Genomic DNA, 19,461 nt, shown 5'->3' on the forward strand with positions numbered 1-19,461 from the left:
GACTTATCAGCTTTATTTCGATATCGAAATAAAGAGTCATGCCTCTAAAGGAGTCCTTCTTGAATTCCCGCACCATTGAAAACGAGATTGTTAGTGAGATTCGTCTGGCCACAGCGACTTCACGGGTACAGTTGGCGAAGCATCTGGGAATCGCTCCTTCAACGATGGGAATTCAAGTCGACCGTCTCATTGAACTCGGTATTCTGAAAGAGTCTACTGCTGAAGAATGGGGGCCGGGGCGGCCTCCGAAGATCCTGGAACCGAATTCTACAGCAGGTCAGTTTATCGGAATTGATTTTGATGCCCGCCGTTTACATGGTGTGAGCGTCGATTTTTCACAGCAGTTATTAAAACATCATTCGAGGGATCTTCCGCGTCACGCAAATGCAGAAGATGTGGTTCAAATAATCCAGGAAGTGATTCGTGCAGTCCGATTTCGAGGACGTAAACTTTTAGGTATAGGTCTTGCTATTCCGGGTACACTCGATGAAGAAGCCACGAAGGGCTTGCATTATCGGTTTATTCCCGGGTGGACGAAACTTCCGCTCAGAAATGTGATTCAAACTGTTTTTCGAGTTCCGGTTTATCTGGAGAATAATGTTCGTGTAATGGCGATGGCTGAACGCTGGTTCGGACAGGCACGCACCATCCAGAATTTTATCTGTGTCGGTATCCGGAGTGGGATTGGAACAGGGATCTTTCTGAATGGGGAACTCTACCGCGGTTATGAAGGTTTAGCCGGTGAGATTGGGACATGGCCAATGCGAGAGTTTTCACTGAATAAGAAAAACGGCGATTCACTCCCCTTAGAAGACGTAGCATCTTTGCGAGCGATTCAGGAGTCTCTCAATGTCTCAGTCGAAGATTTACTACGGTCCGCTGAGAATTGCGATCGCCTGGTGATGGAAGTTCTGAAAAGAGCGGCGAGTGCAGTCGGTCGAGTCATCTCGCAGATCTCATTGATATTGAATCCACAGATGATCGTTATTGGTGGGCCGCTGGCAGAACTTAAGGAGGCTTTCATGAAACCTTTGTGCCTGGAAGTTAAGCGAAGTTTGAGCTCGGAAGGCGGATTGATGCCGCTAATCGTATCGACACAACTTGGAGAATTAGCAGGAGCAAAGGGCGCGGCTGCGTTAGCGTTACATCGCTGGGAACTCAAGGTTTAAATAATCCGTCAGCAATTATTTATCGTAATGATAATACTTAAATCTGAAAGTCTAACCCACACTACAGGGCAAGCCAGCAATGGCACACATTGATTGTTATTTCGTGGTCATGCAGGGCAGTCGATCAGGCGGTGTCTGATAACCGAGGCATAAAAAATAGATTAAGGAAATATAATGATTTCAACATCGAACGATGATGCGTTCAACAAAACCGTCAGCCTGGGAGCTCCAATAGGGCAGCAAGCTTATGGAGAGACAGTATTCCCGTATGTGTATTTGTCTGACACTGAAGTCGGAACCATTGCTGATGTTGTGGAATGGACAAGGAGCAGAAATACGGAGTTGCTAGATTTGGCGACAAAGCACGGCACCATTCTGTTTCGAGATTTCCCGATAAACACAGTCGAGCATTTCGATCAGTTTATTGAAGCGCTGGGGATCACAAATTTCCCTTACAAGAAATCGCTTTCTAATGCGGTGCGAATTAATCGGACTGAGCGAGTCTTTTCTGCTAACGAAGCTCCGCCAGAAGTGCAGATCTTCTTTCACCATGAGATGGCGCAAACGCCTTTTTATCCAGAGTTCATTCTGTTTTATTGCGAGATTGCGGCGAAAGAAGGCGGGGCGACTCCGTTGTGTCGTTCCGATATTCTGATGGATCGCCTTACTGATGAGCATCCTCAGTTTGTCGCCGACTGTGAGCAGTATGGACTCAAGTATTCGAATGTCATGCCGGGGGCCGACGACCAGTTTTCGGGGATGGGGCGAAGTTGGCAAAGCACATTGGGAGTACAGACAAAAGCAGAAGCCGAGGCTCGTCTCCAGGAATTGAAATACAGTTGGGAATGGCTCGAAAAGGATTGCCTGCGAGCGACAACACCCGTCTTGCCTGCAATAATGACGTTGCCCGATGGTCGCAAAACATTTTTCAATCAGTTGATTGCCGCATGGAGTGGCTGGAAAGACGAACGAAACGATCCTTCACGCGCCATCCGGCATGGTAACGAACAACCTCTGGATACTGAGGCCGTGCAATCTGCAATTCGTATTGCCGATGAAATCACATTCGACATGAACTGGAAACCGGGAGATGCCGTGCTGATTGATAATCGTGTTGTGATGCATGCGCGTAGAACTTTTGAAGGGCAGAGAAAAATTGTGGCTTCACTGGGAAATATGCAGACTCATGCGTTTAAGGCACCAAAATAATAGTGAACTTAATATAATGGTTGGCTAGTATTCTCTCAGCTTTTGAACAAACAGGGTGGCACGTCCCAGAACGAAGTGATGGGCGTGGGAAATGCGGATGACCACGCCCTTCGCGTTGCTCAGGGCGTGCCACCCATGATCCAATCTTTTCGACTTCATTCTTTTTCCAACTGTTTATTAATCGGGCACAGTCATTTAGATTGCGAAGCTATCTGGGCGACCCATTCGGGGCACCGTTCCAAGACTAATTGACATTATCAAACACTCACCAGAGCGAGCCATCTATGACACAAATCGATCCCCCGGCAGCGACAAATGAAAAATGGTACGAGGGAATTCCCCGTTATCAATGGCTTGTGTTAATCATCGCCTCTGCTGGCTGGGTGTTTGATGTTTATGAAGGTCAAATCTTCAACATCACCCGTCAGGATATGCTGATGGAAATTCTCGATGGCGATGTGAATGCGGTGCAACGCTATGGCGATTACTTCCTCGGCATCTTTCTAGCGGGGGGAACGTTCGGTGGATTACTGTTTGGATCGCTGGCCGATCGTTACGGTCGACGTTCGATGATGATCGTCACCATTCTGTTCTATTCCATATTTTCCGGACTGACCTATTTCGTCGATAGCCTCTGGCAGGTTGCGGCTCTTCGCTTTCTGGTTGCGATGGGAGTCGGTGGAGAATGGGCGGTGGCGGCTAGTCTGGTGGCAGAAGTATTTCCCACGAAAGCGCGGGCACAGGCCTCTTCCATTTTTCATGCGTCCAGCATTCTTGGAACCTGGCTGGCAGCAATTGCCGGGATTATTGTCGGGACACACTGGCGATACGCCTATTTGATTGGAATCATTCCCGCTTTGCTGATTTTGTGGGTACGAGCCAGTGTCAAAGAAACGGATACATGGAAAACCGGCAGAACGACAGAGACCAAAAGACAATGGGGAAGTTACCGGGACTTATTGCTGAATCCCCGCTGGGCGACTCGGGCAATTTTAGGCATGCTTCTGGCAGCTGTCGGGCTGGGAACATTCTGGTCGGTGACGGTGGCAGGGCAGGATCTGGCATTAGGACGCCTGCTGGCTGATGGAGTCTCTAAAGAGCAAGCAAGTTCGACCGCGAAATTTGCGTACGGGATTGTGCAGGCCACTGGAGGCGGATTAGGTTTATTGGCGTTTGGTCCCTTGTGTGCAAAATTCGGACGCAAGCCAACATTTATTATCTTCCAGGCACTGGCTTTGATCATTGTTCCCATCGTCTGCTTCGTGCCGCAAAGTTATACACAATTGTTAATCCTGCTGCCGGTCTTTGGGTTTCTGACGCTTGGCATTCATTCCGGATATGCCGTTTATTTTCCAGAACTGTTTCCGACGCATCTTCGCGCAACTGGCACAAGTTTTTGCTTCAATGGTGGCCGACTAATGGCGGTACCAGTATTGCTGTTTTCTGGCCAGCTGAAAGCGATGGAAAATGTCGGACTGCACTGGGCGGTGACGGGACTTTCAATGTTATTTCTACTGGGAATTTTGATCATCTGCTTTTTACCAGAAACGCGAGGTCAGGAACTTCCTGAGTAAATGACTCTGTTATGTGACCGAGCGCGATATTGAATAGTTGGCAAACGATTCAAACAGAGAACGAGAGCCACAGGGGGATATTCCCCTGAGGAAAGCAAAGGGCAGGTCGTTTGCAACGTCCTCGCCCATCACTGCGTTTTGGGACGCCCCCAAATACTTGTTCATTCAAAGAGAAATCATGAGTGTCTTATTGATTGCACACAGTGATTTAGATTTTAAGTTTCTTCTTCAAAGTTGCTTCTTCTTCGGCTTCCGTTATTGGCGTCCAGTCGACTTCGACAGTGGGCATTGCAGCTTTGATTGTTTCAACATCACTTTTCGTAATATCGATCAAACTGAGTTTTATTTGTTCCAGATTTGGCAATGGCTGAAGTTGCATCAATCCCGATGCACTCAAGCGGGCTTCCTGAAAGCTGAGCCGTTTGAGTGATTTGATTTGAGCAACAGTTTTTAGTGTTTCATTATCGAAACTGGGGGTTAACGATGAATCTCGATGTGGCAGGCGTTGTCCGATTTGAAGAGATTCGAGATGTTTCAAGCCAACTAAATGTTTAATGGCGTTGGGAGATTCCCAGTTGTGCCACTGTCGAAACTCCTTCAACTGGGAAATCTGGCCGACGGCTTCGAAAGCCTCATCGCCAGCGGTAGCTCCGGCAAAAGTCAGTCGTTCCAGTTTGGGCAGATCTTTCAGGTAAGCCAGACCGGCTCCAGTGAAACCTTCGCAATTTCTCGAAGGATGGAACAGCGATAAGGTTCGCAGTTTCTGAAACGCTTTGAAATGGTGATAGCCTTCATCGGTTAATTCAGACCCGTTAATCAGGATCGATTCCAATTCGGTCAAGCCAGATAACATCTCCAGTTGATGATCAGACAAATTTTTGCCGCTGATCGACAATGATTTCAGTGAAGTGAGTTGTCCAAGTTTCTGATAGTGTTCATCCTCAAAGTTTGTGCAATCCGTCTTGAGTTCGACAACAATTCCTCCCTGTTGTCTCCATGATGCTCCAATCGAACGAATAATTTCCAAATCGGAACCAGCGGTGGTATTGGACATCGCAAGGATCAAAATCAGCATGAGAGTCAATGCAAATTTCATGATCAGAAACTTTCTGTGATTGAATGATTGTTTGCAGCCAACGGCAATAGATGTATGATCATATCAATTCCTGTCACTGTAACGAAACAGTTTTGAGCGGATTTGACTGCATGCTAAAATACCCTTTGTTACTCCTGTTGCTTCTGTTTGTTCAAATTGTCCATGCGAGTGAGCAGCCGAATATTCTGATCATCACAGTCGATGACATGAGTGCGGATTCCATTGGTGTATTTGGTTGTCCGATTAACACGACTCCGCACATCGATCAATTGGCCAGCAAGGGGTTGCGTTTTGAACATGCTCACGTGCAGGTCGGGAATTGCATGCCGTCCCGCAATGTGATGTGGTCGGGACGATACTCGCATAACAATGGTGTCGAGGGGTTCTATCAGGTGAAACAACCTGGGTACCCGGTACTGTGCGATTTGATGAAGGAGGCGGGCTACTTCACAGGAATTCGTGGCAAGGTTTCTCATTCAACGCCTTACACACCTTACGACTGGGATGAAGTTCTCGATACTGATGCCAATGGTCAGGCTCATGCATTGAAGGATCCTGTTTCTTACGGCGCGTCGACACGGGATGGAATCATACATGCTCAAGAGCAGAATAAACCGTTCTGTCTGGTCATCAACATTTCCGATCCCCACAAACCGTTTTATGGAGTTGGAAAAGGAGGGCGGGAATTCAAAGATCCGTTTGTTCCTTCCAGAATCTTCTCTGATGATGAAGTTCCTATCCCGAAATTTCTATTTGATGATCCCATCGTTCGGCAAGAAGTGGGTCCAGTATTATTCGTCTGTCAGACGCGCTGACGATTGTGTCGGTGAAGTTCTTAAGGCTCTGGAAGAATCGGGGGCAGAGGAGAAAACATTGATCATGTTTCTCTCAGATCATGGTATGCCTCTTCCGTTTGCAAAGACTCAGCTTTATCACCACAGCACGCGTACTCCTTTGATTTTCGTATGGCCTGGAAAAATAGAAGCTAACTCGCATGATCGCGAACACATGGTTTCAGCCGTCGATTTCCTGCCGACGCTTCTCGATGTCGTCAGGGTTAAACATCCGCAAGATTTGGATGGCCGATCTTTTGAGCCGTTATTAATCGGAGATACGCAAGAGAATCGCGACTATGTGTTCAAGGAATATAACGAGAACGCAGGTGCTTCACGAGATCCGATGCGGGGTGTTGAGAGCCGTCAATATTTGTACCTGTTTAATCCGTGGTCGAATGGAGATCGCGTGATGGCAACAGCGACGACTGGAACGATGACTTATCGCAGGATGAAGGAACTGGCTGCCGAGAACTCGTTTCTGAAAGAGCGCCACGATCTGTATCAGCATCGAGTGCCTGAAGAATTATATGATGTAGTTAATGATCCTGAATGTCTCCACAATCTGATTGATATTCCCGAATTTCAGAACACACTTCACGAACTTGAAACGCAACTGCAGATCTGGTTAAAACAGACGAATGATCCTTTACTCGAAGTCTTTGTTAAGCGAGAGGATGATCAATTCCGTGAAGAGTATGTTCAAAAAGTCGAACGGGAAGCTCTGGAGCGACGAAATGGCAAGCGACAGGGGGGCGAAAGAGAAGCGAAACCACAGTCCAAAAAGCATGAATTGATCTCCATTCAAACCAGGCAACAAAGTTCTCCGAATGAACCATTGAGTGTGAATATTCAGTATCAGCTCTCAGATACTCTCGGAAAGCAAAAATTGCATGTGACACTCAAAAGCGAGAACAATCAAAGAATCGAACGTCAGGTCCTGGAAATCACAGGCACTGGAACAAAATTGGTCAACTTCATAATACCAGAAGACTATCATGAGAAAGCTGTTCGTGTGGCAGCGTTTGTCGGTGAGGACTTTGAACAAAGTTTGCAGCATCTCAATTCTGATCTGATTAAACTTCAGGATTGAAGAGTACCGGCTGAACAACGACGATCAATTTGTGTCAGCTGGCATGACATGTACAACTGGAAATCGTTAAAGTTATTTTAACATGAAACTAAATTAAATTACTGATAATGGAGTCAATGGAATGTCCGTCCTGAAAAAGGGTCTGTTGTGTTTATTGTTACTCTCAGTCGCTATGTTTACTCATAACTTAAGTGCAGCTGATAAAAATAATTCATCGTTACAAAAGGACAAGCAACCTCAGCGATACCGGCTGCAAGCAAGAGCCAGTCAATTGGATTCTCGGGCAAAAGAGTATCCGGAGATCAACTTTGTATTCGGAACCAAAGAGAAACCTCAGGATCTGGAAAATGCTTCCGTCGACACCCGGGTTGATGCCAAAGGGAAACTGGTGATCTGGCTGATGGGGTACAATGAACAGCTTTTTGAACGTCTCAACAGTTACGGACTTCATGCCATTCAGGTCAGTTATGCGAACAAATGGTTTGGGACGCTGTGTCAGCCTGAACCAAAAGATGGGCAGTCCAGAGGAAACGTTCGACTCGAAGCGGCAACAGGCGAAGATTTCAGCGATGAGCTGAACCTGTCAAAACCAGACGGCATGAGTGAGCGTGCCTATCAATTCGTGAAGTGGCTGGCGAAAGAAAATCCACAGGGAAACTGGAAGCAATTTTTGACCAGCGATGGCAAAGGGCTGCGCTGGGACAAAGTGATTATTGCCGGAAGTTCACATGGCTCGACCACAGCAGCTCGATTTGCTCTGCATCAGAAAGTCGATCGTGTCGTCATGCATTGCGGACCACGCGATCAGGATCAGGACTGGCAGGCTAATTCCTCTGCGACTCCCGCCAACCGTTTTTTTGGGTTCAGTCACGTTCTCGATGGTGGCTGGCCCGGCAAGCATTACTGTCGTTCCTGGGAATTGTTGAAACTGAATCAATATGGACCGATTGTGAATGTCGATCAGCAATCAACTCCTTACCAGAATACGAGACGACTGATCTCTGCTGCTGATGTCAAAGGCGATGCAAAACGCGCCCACTCATCAGTCACTCCGGGCGGTTCTTCTCCCAAAGATTCTCAGGGAAAATATCTTTATGAACCTGTCTGGAAATATTTATACACACATCCTGTCGATGAGGTGGGCATGCCAGTTCCGCTTGATCCCGATTGTCAGTAACAGGAATTGCATCAACATTAAAATGATGTTTTATTCATGAGTAAGAATAGCCGTTACGGGATGATGGTCTGAAGGAGTTCGGCCATCAAACTCGGTTCGGTCGATGTTAGCGCTAAGAATTTTCCAGTCATCACTGACAGCAATCCAGTCGATTCTTGCTCCCTCGACAACTCCACTTTTGAATCCTGAAAATGTGGCCTCGCCCGGAGCATTGTCTGGGGTAGCGGTGTGATAGGAATCCAGCAGGGTCAGTTCTTTTGTATTCTCGAATAGAGCCTTATAGGGCTCACTCTGGAAAGCTGCGTTGAAGTCTCCTGTCACAATAAGTCGGCATCCCCGGGCGAGTTCATCGAGTTTGTGGCGAATCAATTTTGCAGATTCAATCCGAGCTTGCGGACCACGATGGTCGAAGTGCGTATTGAGGAAGAAGATGGGCTGATCATCTGCTTTGCGGTCACGCAATTTGATCCAGGAACACATCCGCGGCAGGCTGCTGTCCCAGGATTTGCTGCCGGGACTATTGGGAGATTCGCTCAGCCAGAAGTGTCCCTCGCTCAGTTTTTCAAAGCGATCTGTCTTATAAAACAGAGCCGTCATTTCACCGGTTTGACCTCCGTCTTCCCGTCCCACACCAAGACTCGTGTATCCAATAAGATTCTCGTCCAGGTATTGTTTCTGAAATCCTAGAGTTTCCTGAGTCCCCAGCAAGTCGGGATTGAATGCGGCAATTGTTTTGATGACATTTTCTTTCCGCTTCTCCCAATGATTCTCACCATCTCTGGCAGATCCGTAGCGAATGTTAAAACTCATCACTCGTACATCTTTGGCATCGGTCAATAATGGCTTCGACAAGATCATGCTGCCGAATAAAACTGTTGAGCAAACCCAAGTCGAAAGAATGCGTACGGAAATCGGAATACTCATGTTTTTCCCATTCGGTTGATAAAAGGATAGGGGGGATGCTCGTTGCAATTACTTCTCTACGCACATCTGACCAGTAATTCTTGCAGAATACAACTCATAATCAATTGTACAAAAATAAGTAATACTGCAGGACAACGAATGCTCAAAGTGAGCAGGAATCGATTTCATTGCGTCGATTATTATTAAATCAGACCCTCATGTGCAGCAATTGTTTGCAATTCTCTGCAAGTCTATGCAGAGGAACATGGAAATTTATTGATGCAAGGCTTCTTTTTGCGTCCCTCATATTTGGCATGAGAAGTGCATTGTATCATTTCAACGACTCACCCTTACGCCTGCGGCGTTCGCAGGCCGATGAGTCGCAGAATTTTTCTGGAAAGACACCACCATGAAAAAATTTGCAATTGGATTTGCCCTTGTTCTTGGATTCATTTCATTGGCAGGAAACACGAGTGCCGAAGCGGCACGCAGTCCACACTTTGGTCGTATGCATTTCGTGCATCATGATTCTCCATCCATCAATCATGGGCATCATCTGTAAGAAATGATTCAACATTCGCAAGTATCAAAAAAACGTCCTGCCTCAATCTCGTATTGGGCAGGACGTTTTTGCATTAAAATTCAACAGAAAATGCGAATCAGTTATTCATTATTCGTTATCATTTCCAGAGATTTGATTCTGCCATTCGTGGACAGATTCTGACTGAATTCGAGAATCGCTTTGACATTGATTTCTGGATGACCTGTCACGATTACTGTTGGAGGTGACGAATAGCCAGAACCGGCTTCTTCAATCTGCAGACGAACGATTTGTCCTTTCTCAATAATCGCATTCGCTCTTGCGGGCTTGGCAGTCCAGAGTTCTCCGTGTTGAGGCTGATAACGATAGTAGTTCGACACTTCATCCAATCGATCATTCGTAATTCCATATTTGGACAAAGCCCGCATGAGCACTTCTTTATTTGCTCGTGCCTGAGCGGCAGAAGGGTGTCCATTTCGAGCCGGGTTCACTTTGCTGAAGGCTTCCCGGAAAACCTCTGGCTCCACGCCAAGTGCAGCCGCGATGAGAACGACAGGACGTCCACCATCTCGCGAATCGGTTTCATAGCCATCTTGGAACACAACAGATCCTGTCGGTAGTCGAGAGAGAGCCTGTTTAGGATCACGTTGACTGGATTCGTTACGATTCTCACGTGGATTCTGATGAGGTGGACCTGCTGGCGGATGATGTCTATCGTTTTCACCAGGACGAGGCGGACGGGGAAGTTCATCGCGAGTCAATTTTCCATCCTGATTTCGATCAAATGTGTTGAGTACCTGACTTGAGGCTTTGATTTCAGAAGCCGACAATTCGCCATTTTCATCAGTATCAAACAACTCCAGAAATGGATCTGGCGGTGGTCCAGCCGGAGGGCGTTGTGGTTGAGCATAAACGACCAGTGCCGACAGTGAGACGATACCCAGTAATGATACCCAGTAATGCCAGTGCATACTTCATCAACAAACTCCTGCATTGTTCTAATCAGATTCTGCTTTCAGTTCAGTAACTCATATCGATAACGCAATCATCCACGTATTTCTACAACTTATGGAATCTTTTAGGATCCAAGTCATGAGCAAAGTCGCATACAGTCACACTAAGATGAATTCCTCATTTTGAGAACAGGACAAGTCATATAGATTACGACTTTCAATGAAATCATCTGCAAAGAACATGCAAACTGAAAGTTTTATTTATCAGATATTCATAATTCAGTTTGTTGGCTTTTATTCAACATCACCATATGATGAGTGACGCGATTCAATTGCAGGGCCTATCCCATTTTCCTTTCAACTCAGGAGATCTCCCATTATGAAATTACGCGCCCACACTTTACTTTGGGGCATCGTGTTATGTTCGATGCTGTTCAGCAACCTCAACGATGTAGATGCTCAAGCTAAAAAGCCGAATATCCTTGTCATCTGGGGAGATGATATTGGGACCTGGAATATTAGCCATAACAATCGTGGAATGATGGGGTATCAGACTCCAAACATCGATCGTATTGCCAAAGAGGGTATTGCCTTTACAGATTACTATGGACAGCAAAGTTGCACAGCAGGTCGAGCAGCTTTCATTGGGGGAAACGTCCCAGTCCGAACTGGAATGACAAAAGTTGGTATGCCCGGTGCAAAAGAAGGTTGGCAAAAAACGGATGTGACCATGGCGACTGTCCTGAAAAGTCAGGGGTATTCGACCGGTCAATTCGGAAAGAATCATCAGGGAGATCGTGACGAACATCTTCCCACGATGCATGGATTCGATGAGTTTCTTGGAAATCTTTATCATCTCAATGCTGAAGAGGAGCCCGAGAACCGGGATTATCCAACGGATTTGAAATTACCCAATGGGAAAACGTTTTCTGAGCAGTTTGGACCACGCGGTGTCTTGCACTGTATAGCCGATGGCAAAGGTGGTCAGACGATTGAAGACACCGGCCCATTAAACAAAAAACGAATGGAAACAATCGACGACGAAACGGTCGCGGCTGCCAAAGATTTCATTACCCGCAAGAACTCAGCCGATGAACCATTTTTCTGCTGGTGGAATGGGACCCGCATGCATTTCCGAACGCATGTAAAAGAGGAACTGACGGGCATCAGTGGTCCAACTGGAAATGAATATCACGACGGCATGGTCGAACACGATCGTCATGTCGGTCAATTGCTCGATTTGATCGATAAACTCGGCATCGCAGACGATACCATCGTTTTATATTCAACGGACAATGGTCCCCATTACAACACCTGGCCTGATGCTGGGACAACCCCCTTCCGCAACGAGAAAAACTCAAACTGGGAAGGAGCCTATCGTGTACCGGCTTTTGTGCGATGGCCTGATCATTTCCAGAAAGATGTGACCTTGAATGGGATCGTCTCTCATGAAGACTGGTTGCCAACGTTTGCGGCCGTTGCAGGCGCTCCAGATATCAAAGAAAAACTTAAAGAGGGTGTCGAACTCAATGGCCGAAAATATCGTAACTATATCGATGGTCATGACATGTCCGCTTATCTCTCGGGTGATGCTAAAGAATCGCCACGTAAAGGATTTCTTTATGTGAATGACGATGGGCAAATTGTCGCGATGCGTGCAGGTCAGTGGAAAGCCGTCTTTCTGGAAAACCGAGGGATGGCTTTTGAAGTATGGCGTGAACCGTTTACCGAACTGCGAGTTCCGCTGTTATTCAACTTGCGTCGGGATCCTTTCGAAAAAGCTCAACATAATGCCACGACTTACAACGACTGGTTCCTGAGCCGTGTCTTTGTAATTGCCCCGATGCAGCACATTGCCGCCGATTTTCTGCAGTCGATGCAGGATTATCCCCCCAGCCAGACGCCGGGCTCGTTTAATCTTGAAAAAGTACAAAAGATGATTGAAGATGCAAACAGCGGCCGGTAATTCATTTCGGCCTGGAAGACGCCTCTGAGGGGGCGTCTTTTTATATTTTGATAGTTAACTCTGCGAGTCCACGATGAAAACAATCTTTGCCGCGATGAAAACAATCTTTGCCGCGATCGTTCTTTATACCTCTTCTAATTGTATTGCTTCTGATCCTCTCCCCTCATGGAACGATGGGACGGCTAGAGATGCGATCATTGATTTCGTCGAATGTTCCACCAAGGATGGCTGCATCAATTACATTGACCCCCAGGATCGAATTGCAGTTTTCGATAACGACGGGACACTCTGGTCAGAGCAGCCTGTCTATTTCCAGTTGATGTTTGCCATTGATCGTGTCAAAGAAATGGCGAAGGAGCACCCGGAATGGAAATCGGAGCAACCCTTCCAAGCGGTTCTTGAAAATGACATGGAAGAATTGAAGACATCTGGAAAAGAAGGGCTGATGAAGATCATGGCAGTCACTCACGCCGGGATGTCCACTGATGAATTTGCAGAGATTGTTCACAACTGGATTACGACTGCTAAGCATCCTCAGAAAAATATGCTTTACAAGGATATGGTCTACCAGCCCATGCTGGAACTTCTGGACTATCTTCGAGAGCACGAATTCAAGACCTATATCTTCTCAGGCGGGGGGATTGAATTCATGCGGGTGTTTGCAGAAGAGGTTTATGGCATTCCGCCAGAACAGGTCATTGGTAGTAGTATTGTCACCAAATATGAATTACAGGATGGAGTTCCCGTGTTAATTCGTCAGCCTAAAATCGACTTCATTGACGATAAAGAAGGCAAGCCGATCTCGATCAATAAATTCCTGGGCAAACGCCCCGTTGCCGCCTTCGGAAACAGCGATGGCGATCTGCAAATGCTGCAATGGACGACAGTCGGCAAAGGTTCGCGTTTCGGTTTGATTGTCCACCATACAGACGGCGACCGCGAATGGGCCTATGACCGTGAATCCGCAATCGGACGTCTCGATAAAGCCTTTACCGAAGCAAAAGCAAAGGGCTGGACCATCGTTGATATGAAGCAGGACTGGAAGACGATTTATCCGGAAAAATAGATATTTCATTTACTCAAGTTTTAGATTTGCCAACGCTTCTCTAAGTTCCTCAAGTCCTTCGGCATTTTCTGCAAGTGCATCTTCATGAAAAGCCGGGAGCAAATGTTCCCAGACGAGATCGAGCTGGACTTGCATGTTTCCCGTTTTTGCAGTGATTGCGATGACGGCATCCTGATCAGGAAGAATAATACAGAACTGTCCATCTTTGCCGTCGCCTCTGTACGCGTTATGACGGCAACGCCAGAACTGGAAGCCGTAGCCTTGCTGCCAGTCGGATTTGTTTTTGCCGCTGGGAGCAGAGGCATTCTCGATCTGCTTACTGGTTGCGGTTTCAATCCATTTGGCGGGAACGAGTTGCACGCCGTTCCATTCCCCATTCCGCAGATACAGTTGGCCGAACTTGGCGATATCTTCTGTTTTCAAGTACAGACCATATCCACCCAGTGAGATTCCCTGTGGACTGGTTTCCCATGTTGGAGTTTCTATGCCGAGTGGTTCGAATAATCGAGGAGTCAGATAGTCCAGAACGGTTTTTCCGGTGACTTTCTGAACAATCGCTGATTGCATGTAGGTCGCTGGTGTGTTGTAAAGAAATTTTGAGCCAGGTTCGTTCGGCACGGGTTGCGAGAGAAAACGCTTCGTCCAGATTTCCTCTCCTTTTGCCCATGGCTCGGCATCGTGTCCGGTTGACATGGTTAGTAAATCTCTGATCCGCATCGCCTTCAAGTTTTCTGAAGGATTCTCAGGAGCATCTTCGGGAAAAAAGCTGAGGACTTTGTCGTCGAGGTTCAATTTCCCTTCTTCGATCGCCAGTCCGACAGCTGTTGAGGTGAAACTCTTACTGAGTGACCAGAGGATATGCGGCTTTTCGGCTGCTTCAGGACTCCACCAGCATTCGGCGATGACTTTTCCGTGACGTACGAGCATAAAGCTATGCATCGAATGAATCTGCTCATCAGCTGCGATGACAAAATTCCTGATTTGCTCTGACGAAACTCCCTGAGCTTCCGGAGTACTGAGTGGTAATGGCTGACTTTGAGCTTGTAGCGATGCTGACGTCATTAGAAACAGACAGGTCGATAATGTCACAAGAGCGTTATTCATGAAAGACTCCGAGTCAAAAATTAAATAGCTGTTGATATTGGTCAGACGATATTCAAATGGTTCAGACAGAGGATCTTTGAAAATGCTCCAAGTTCTGCAGAAAACATATTGCGGAATTTCATTACAATGACATCAGAGTTGACTTCATTCAAGCATCACCAGGTGATATCTCGCATTTCAATCCGACTGGGATAAACACAACATCAATCAGATATTCAAGAATCGCATAATTTTCACTGCGCTTATCCATGTAATTATTCTCAAGATTACTGCGTCATATCTCATGGACATTTTCCGATGTGTTTAGACAATAAAAACATGGATTGAGGCTATTTTTATTCAGTCTCATCAGCATTCAATCTGGAGAGAACATTCATGCGTAATATCATAGCTTTCAGTTTCCTGCTCGTCGTTTTCTCGTCGAGTGGATTTTCTGAAGAGCGTTCTCTAAATCTTTTGTTTCTGGGAGACCAGGGACATCACAATCCTCAACAGAGATTTTATGACCTGGCTCCGCATCTGGCTGTCAAAGGCATCAAACTTGAATACACCGAGAATATTGAGGCTCTCAATAATGAGACTCTTGAGGAGTATGACGGCCTGGTGCTGTATGCGAATATCGATTCGATCAGCAAGGAACAGGCAGATGCCCTGTTAAAATATGTTACCGATGGGCATGGATTCATTCCTCTGCACTGTGCCACGTTTTGTTTTCGAAACGATCCTCGCATGGTCGCATTGATGGGAGCCCAGTTCATGCAGCATGGAACAGGAATATTTAAGACAGTTCGAGACAATGTTGAACATCCTGTTCTAGATGGTTTTAAGAGTTTTACGAGTTGGGATGAAACCTATCTGCATCATCTCCACAATACAAAGAATCGAACGGTCCTCGAATTTCGAGAAGGAGTTCCACAGGAGGCTGGAAATACCCAGGAACCCTGGACCTGGGTAAGAACACAGGAGAAAGGTCGTGTGTTTTATACGGCCTGGGGACACGATGAACGAACCTGGACACATCCCGGTTTTCTGAATCTGGTGGAACGCGGTATTCGCTGGGCTTGTGGAGATGATCCCGCAAAAGCAGGTCCGTATGCACCTCCGTCATCACGTGATGATTTTGTCGTTCCTGAAATGACGACAATCACTGCTGATGCTCCGAAGTTTGAATATGTCGATGTCGGCCCCAAGATTCCCGATTATAAAGCTGGCCGTGGTGAAACGCGAAATCTGATGCAACAGCATCTCGAATCACAGGACTCGATCAAACACCTGGTGACTCCCAAAGGAATGCATGCCGAATTATTCGTGGACGAATCGAGCCTGCAGGGTAAGCCGATTGCGATGAACTGGGACGAGCAGGGGCGACTGTGGATTTGTGAAACTGTCGATTATCCACACGATTTGACACCAGAAAATCGCGGTCGTGATCACATCCGAATTTGTGAAGATACCGATGGAGATGGTCTGGCAGACAAATTCACATTGTTTGCAGAAGGACTGAATATCCCAACAGCCATCACATTTCACCGAGGGGGAGCAGTCGTTCAGAATGGTGCTGAGACTATTTATCTCAAAGATACCAATGGCGATGACAGAGCCGACGAGAAAACGGTTTTGATGTCCAATTGGAATATGAATGATACACATGGCGGTGTCAGCAATTTTCGCCGCGGGCTCGATAACTGGATTTGGGCGATGCAGGGCTACAACTCCTCGTCACCGATAATTAATGGTGTGTTACAACAGAATTTCCGTATGGGATTCTTTCGCTTTCGACTTTCTCAAAAGGATCCTCCTGTCGTAGAGGCACTTGAATTCATTCGTTCAACCAATAACAACACATGGGGCTTAGGGATTACGGAAGAGGGATTGATCTTCGGCTCAACGGCCAATCGGAATCCGTCTGTCTTCATGCCAATTCCGAATCGGTATTATGAACGGATCAGCGGTTGGGCTCCGGAAACGCTCGCGATGATCTCCGACACGCATCTTTTCCATCCGATCACCGAAAACGTGCGACAGGTCGATCATCATGGTGGATACACAGCAGCGGCTGGCCATGCGATTTATACCGCGCGTAACTATCCTCAACACTGGTGGAATCGAACCGCTTTTGTATGTGGACCGACTGGGCATCTCGTTGGGACGTTCGTGCTCAAACCGGAGGGAGCCGGATTCACATCTAAGAATCCATTCAATCTTCTAGCCAGCGATAATGAATGGACCGCCCCCATCATGGCAGAGGTGGGACCAGATGGGAATGTCTGGGTGATTGACTGGTACAACTATATTGTGCAACACAACCCGACTCCGCTTGGATTTGAAACTGGGCCTGGACATGCCTATTTAACCGACTTAAGAGACAAACGCTTTGGGCGAGTTTATCGAATTGTTCCGGATCAACATGCAACAACTGGGAAATACTCGCCAGACAGTCTTGCAGAGATGACGAATGTCGAACTGGTCAATGCACTCGGCAATTCCACGATGCAAGTCCGACTGACTGCTCAACGAGTGTTGATCGAACGAAATGCAGTCGAAGTTATTCCGCAGCTTATTAAGTTGATTGAGAATCATCAAGTTGATGAAATTGGCTTGAATGTTGCAGCAATTCACGCCCTGCAAACATTAGCCGGATTAGGGCAAATCCTTGATGAGAAATCTCAAGTCCAAAAAATAATATTTGCTGCCCTTTCACATCCTTCTACTGGTGTCCGCATCAACGCTTTACGTTTGCTGTCAGATTCACCAGATTCCGTCGAGGCCATTCAAAGTGCAGGCTGTTTACAGGACACCGAACCGCAGGTTGTACTGGCTGCTTTACTGGCGATATCGGATATGCCCAATCAACAGGTCGGCAACAATCTTGCAAGGCTGGCAACACAGTCCTCGTTGTTCCGTGATAAATGGTTAACAGATGCATTCACCAGTGCAGCAGGTGTGCATAGTCAATCATTTCTACCTGAGTTTCTTGCGGCTTCTTCAAATCTTCCAATGAATGATCAGCAGTTGAAAGTGATTCAAATCGTTGCCGAACATACCGCCAGAAATCGGCCAGATGCAGCAGAGATTGCCATAATTATTGAGGATGCAGTTGGCGCCTCTTCGGAGGCGGCGAACAGTCTGATTGAAGGTATGCTGGCAGGCTGGCCACGTGCTTACAAAGTTCAACTTTCAGAAACTGCTTCACAGAACTTGCTGATGTTGTTGGATCAGATGCCGAACGATCAGAAATTACCAGTGATCCGACTGGCGAAACTTTGGGGGAGTGAAGCTTTTAAAAGTCGCGTTTCGGAATTGACTGCGACATTACTCAAACAGATCGTAAACCCTGAGGCGAATGATGCTACGAGAATTGAAACTGCAGTCAATGTCATTAGTTTCGCACCTGACAATCAAGAGGTTGTAGAATCCATTGCGGAATTGATGACTCCAAATGTCTCTCAGAAACTTGCCAAAGGTTTGATTACGGCTCTTGGTCGTAGCGAAGCGAATAACTGCGGTGAAACCTTAATCGAATTATTATCTTCAGTAACGCCATCATTGAGGAACAATATCGTTCAGACTCTACTTGGAAGGCCTGCCACCACTCAACTCTTGTTGACCACTATTGAAAAAGGAGACTTGCTGGTAGCCGACTTGTCGATCCTTCAACGACAGGCCTTGACTGAGCACCCGAATCCTGAAATCCGTAAGCGAGCCAATGATGTCTTCGCTGCCCATGGTGAGACGATCGATCCCAACCGAGACGCTTTGATTGCCGCGAAACTACCTTTGATTGAACAACAGGGCAATCTCGATCATGGAAAAGTCATCTTCACAAAAAACTGTGCGATCTGTCATAAATATCAGACGGAAGGGAAGGATGTTGGCCCGAATCTGACGGGGATGGTGGTGCATCCCAAAGCAGAACTGCTGACTCATATCCTCGATCCGAATCGAAGTGTTGAAGCAAACTACCGTATGTATACCGTTCTTACCGTTGATGGCATTGTCGTGAATGGACTACTTGCGGCTGAGTCGCGAACAACGATTGAAGTCGTCGATGTCGAAGGCAAACGACATACGATTTTGCGTGATGAAATTGAAGATCTGCGCGCTTCTCGGAAATCGTTGATGCCGGAAGGTCTGGAAAAGAGTATCAATGACCAAGGTTTGATCGACCTCCTCGAATATATGACAGCTGCCGGCCAATATGTTCCTTTGCCCATTGATCGCGTAGCCACAACCATCAGTACACAAGGCATGTTTTACAACCGCGATAACCTCGGAGAAGCAATTGACTTTAAAGACTGGTCTCCTAAGGAGTTCAAGGGGATACCATTTCTACTCACTGATCCAAATAATAACAGCCGCAACAATGTCATCATGCTCAACGGAAGCATCGGACCTTTTACGCCAAAGTTACCAAAGTCGGTTAGTCTTCCCTGCAATACACCTGCAAATGCCATTCATTTTCTAGGCGGAGTGGGAGGATGGTCTGCTCGAGAACCCGGCAATCAAGGGCTTTCGGTTATTGTCCGCCTGCATTATGCCGATGGCGAAACAGAAGATCATCAACTCATTAACGGGCAGCACTTCGCCGACTACAATGGGCCGTTTGAGGTTCCACAATCCCAGCTTGCATTTCGTCTGGGGGGAAGTCAGGTGCGATATCTATCCGTGCAACCTAAGCGTAAAGACATGATAAAGTCGATTGAATTGATCAAAGGAACTGACCACACGGCTCCCCTGTTTTTTGCAGTCACTGTCGAACCTGTTAAGTCCAGATAAC

14 protein-coding genes are annotated in these 19,461 nt (G+C 46.8%); 10 read left to right on the top strand and 4 right to left on the bottom strand.

The annotated features are described in order from the left end of the window. Positions 1-59 precede the first annotated feature (59 nt). From Pan54_RS07605 to Pan54_RS07615, 3 genes are all read left to right on the top strand, one after another. Positions 60-1,169, top strand: a complete 1,110-nt coding sequence (locus Pan54_RS07605) for an ROK family protein (RefSeq protein WP_165441650.1) — start codon at positions 60-62, stop codon at positions 1,167-1,169. 174 nt (positions 1,170-1,343) lie between these two features. Then, entirely contained in the window at positions 1,344-2,378 is a 1,035-nt protein-coding gene (locus Pan54_RS07610; RefSeq protein WP_146502917.1) for a TauD/TfdA family dioxygenase, read from the top strand. Between the two features lie 284 nt (positions 2,379-2,662). Continuing rightward, positions 2,663-3,952, top strand: coding sequence for an MFS transporter (locus Pan54_RS07615; protein ID WP_146502918.1), 1,290 nt, complete (start codon positions 2,663-2,665; stop codon positions 3,950-3,952). A 208-nt stretch (positions 3,953-4,160) separates the two neighbouring features. Here Pan54_RS07615 and Pan54_RS07620 read toward each other — a convergent pair whose 3' ends face one another. After that, on the bottom strand, positions 4,161-5,048 hold the full coding sequence (locus Pan54_RS07620) for a hypothetical protein (protein WP_146502919.1): 888 nt from the start codon (positions 5,046-5,048) through the stop codon (positions 4,161-4,163). Positions 5,049-5,158: 110 nt separating this feature from the next. Here Pan54_RS07620 and Pan54_RS26545 point away from each other — a divergent pair, with 110 nt between their 5' ends. The 3 genes from Pan54_RS26545 to Pan54_RS07630 all read left to right on the top strand — a co-directional run bounded on the left by Pan54_RS26545 (position 5,159) and on the right by Pan54_RS07630 (position 8,151). Next, the gene (locus tag Pan54_RS26545; RefSeq protein ID WP_207310075.1) at positions 5,159-5,863 is read left to right on the top strand and encodes a sulfatase-like hydrolase/transferase; all 705 of its coding nucleotides are present in this window, start codon (positions 5,159-5,161) and stop codon (positions 5,861-5,863) included. Next, on the top strand, positions 5,805-6,974 hold the full coding sequence (locus Pan54_RS07625) for a sulfatase/phosphatase domain-containing protein (RefSeq protein WP_207310076.1): 1,170 nt from the start codon (positions 5,805-5,807) through the stop codon (positions 6,972-6,974). The genes Pan54_RS26545 and Pan54_RS07625 overlap by 59 nt, the downstream gene beginning before the upstream one ends. Positions 6,975-7,146: 172 nt before the next feature. Next, on the top strand, positions 7,147-8,151 hold the full coding sequence (locus Pan54_RS07630; RefSeq protein ID WP_390621944.1) for a BPSS1187 family protein: 1,005 nt from the start codon (positions 7,147-7,149) through the stop codon (positions 8,149-8,151). A 30-nt stretch (positions 8,152-8,181) separates the two neighbouring features. Here the strand turns inward: Pan54_RS07630 and Pan54_RS07635 are convergent, their stop codons facing one another. Then, positions 8,182-9,075 carry an endonuclease/exonuclease/phosphatase family protein gene (locus Pan54_RS07635; RefSeq protein WP_207310077.1) on the bottom strand — a complete coding sequence of 298 codons (894 nt, stop codon included), beginning with the start codon at positions 9,073-9,075 and terminating at the stop codon, positions 8,182-8,184. Positions 9,076-9,463: 388 nt separating this feature from the next. On the opposite strand from Pan54_RS07635, the gene Pan54_RS25790 reads away from it, so the two are divergent. Then, the gene (locus Pan54_RS25790) at positions 9,464-9,616 is read left to right on the top strand and encodes a hypothetical protein (protein WP_165441651.1); all 153 of its coding nucleotides are present in this window, start codon (positions 9,464-9,466) and stop codon (positions 9,614-9,616) included. 101 nt (positions 9,617-9,717) lie between these two features. Here Pan54_RS25790 and Pan54_RS07640 read toward each other — a convergent pair whose 3' ends face one another. Next, positions 9,718-10,566, bottom strand: coding sequence for a hypothetical protein (locus tag Pan54_RS07640; protein WP_146502920.1), 849 nt, complete (start codon positions 10,564-10,566; stop codon positions 9,718-9,720). 409 nt (positions 10,567-10,975) lie between these two features. Here Pan54_RS07640 and Pan54_RS07645 point away from each other — a divergent pair, with 409 nt between their 5' ends. Together Pan54_RS07645 and Pan54_RS07650 are read left to right on the top strand one after the other, a co-directional pair. Further along, positions 10,976-12,514 carry an arylsulfatase gene (locus Pan54_RS07645; RefSeq protein WP_165441982.1) on the top strand — a complete coding sequence of 513 codons (1,539 nt, stop codon included), beginning with the start codon at positions 10,976-10,978 and terminating at the stop codon, positions 12,512-12,514. A gap of 73 nt (positions 12,515-12,587) precedes the next feature. Further along, positions 12,588-13,580: an HAD family hydrolase gene (locus tag Pan54_RS07650; protein WP_242631251.1), complete on the top strand. Its 993-nt coding sequence runs from the start codon at positions 12,588-12,590 to the stop codon at positions 13,578-13,580. Positions 13,581-13,589: 9 nt separating this feature from the next. Here the strand turns inward: Pan54_RS07650 and Pan54_RS07655 are convergent, their stop codons facing one another. Beyond that, complete coding sequence (locus Pan54_RS07655; RefSeq protein ID WP_207310078.1) at positions 13,590-14,684, bottom strand: serine hydrolase domain-containing protein; 1,095 nt, start codon at positions 14,682-14,684, stop codon at positions 13,590-13,592. 375 nt (positions 14,685-15,059) lie between these two features. Here Pan54_RS07655 and Pan54_RS07660 point away from each other — a divergent pair, with 375 nt between their 5' ends. Next, positions 15,060-19,460, top strand: a complete 4,401-nt coding sequence (locus Pan54_RS07660; RefSeq protein ID WP_146502922.1) for a PVC-type heme-binding CxxCH protein — start codon at positions 15,060-15,062, stop codon at positions 19,458-19,460. Position 19,461 lies beyond the last annotated feature (1 nt).

The sequence above is a fragment of the Rubinisphaera italica genome (assembly GCF_007859715.1).
Classification (GTDB): Bacteria; Planctomycetota; Planctomycetia; order Planctomycetales; family Planctomycetaceae; genus Rubinisphaera; species Rubinisphaera italica.

Bases quoted from the DNA above. Each gene is read 5' to 3' on its own strand.
- Pan54_RS07610 (WP_146502917.1), top strand. From the start codon at position 1,344: ATGATTTCAACATCGAACGATGATGCGTTCAACAAAACCGTCAGCCTG.
- Pan54_RS07620 (WP_146502919.1), bottom strand. From the start codon at position 5,048: ATGAAATTTGCATTGACTCTCATGCTGATTTTGATCCTTGCGATGTCC.
- Pan54_RS07630 (WP_390621944.1), top strand. From the start codon at position 7,147: ATGTTTACTCATAACTTAAGTGCAGCTGATAAAAATAATTCATCGTTA.
- Pan54_RS07650 (WP_242631251.1), top strand. From the start codon at position 12,588: ATGAAAACAATCTTTGCCGCGATGAAAACAATCTTTGCCGCGATCGTT.
- Pan54_RS07615 (WP_146502918.1), top strand. From the start codon at position 2,663: ATGACACAAATCGATCCCCCGGCAGCGACAAATGAAAAATGGTACGAG.
- Pan54_RS07660 (WP_146502922.1), top strand. From the start codon at position 15,060: ATGCGTAATATCATAGCTTTCAGTTTCCTGCTCGTCGTTTTCTCGTCG.
- Pan54_RS07635 (WP_207310077.1), bottom strand. From the start codon at position 9,075: ATGAGTATTCCGATTTCCGTACGCATTCTTTCGACTTGGGTTTGCTCA.
- Pan54_RS07655 (WP_207310078.1), bottom strand. From the start codon at position 14,684: ATGAATAACGCTCTTGTGACATTATCGACCTGTCTGTTTCTAATGACG.
- Pan54_RS25790 (WP_165441651.1), top strand. From the start codon at position 9,464: ATGAAAAAATTTGCAATTGGATTTGCCCTTGTTCTTGGATTCATTTCA.
- Pan54_RS07640 (WP_146502920.1), bottom strand. From the start codon at position 10,566: ATGCACTGGCATTACTGGGTATCATTACTGGGTATCGTCTCACTGTCG.
- Pan54_RS07625 (WP_207310076.1), top strand. From the start codon at position 5,805: ATGATCCCATCGTTCGGCAAGAAGTGGGTCCAGTATTATTCGTCTGTC.
- Pan54_RS07645 (WP_165441982.1), top strand. From the start codon at position 10,976: ATGCTGTTCAGCAACCTCAACGATGTAGATGCTCAAGCTAAAAAGCCG.
- Pan54_RS26545 (WP_207310075.1), top strand. From the start codon at position 5,159: ATGCTAAAATACCCTTTGTTACTCCTGTTGCTTCTGTTTGTTCAAATT.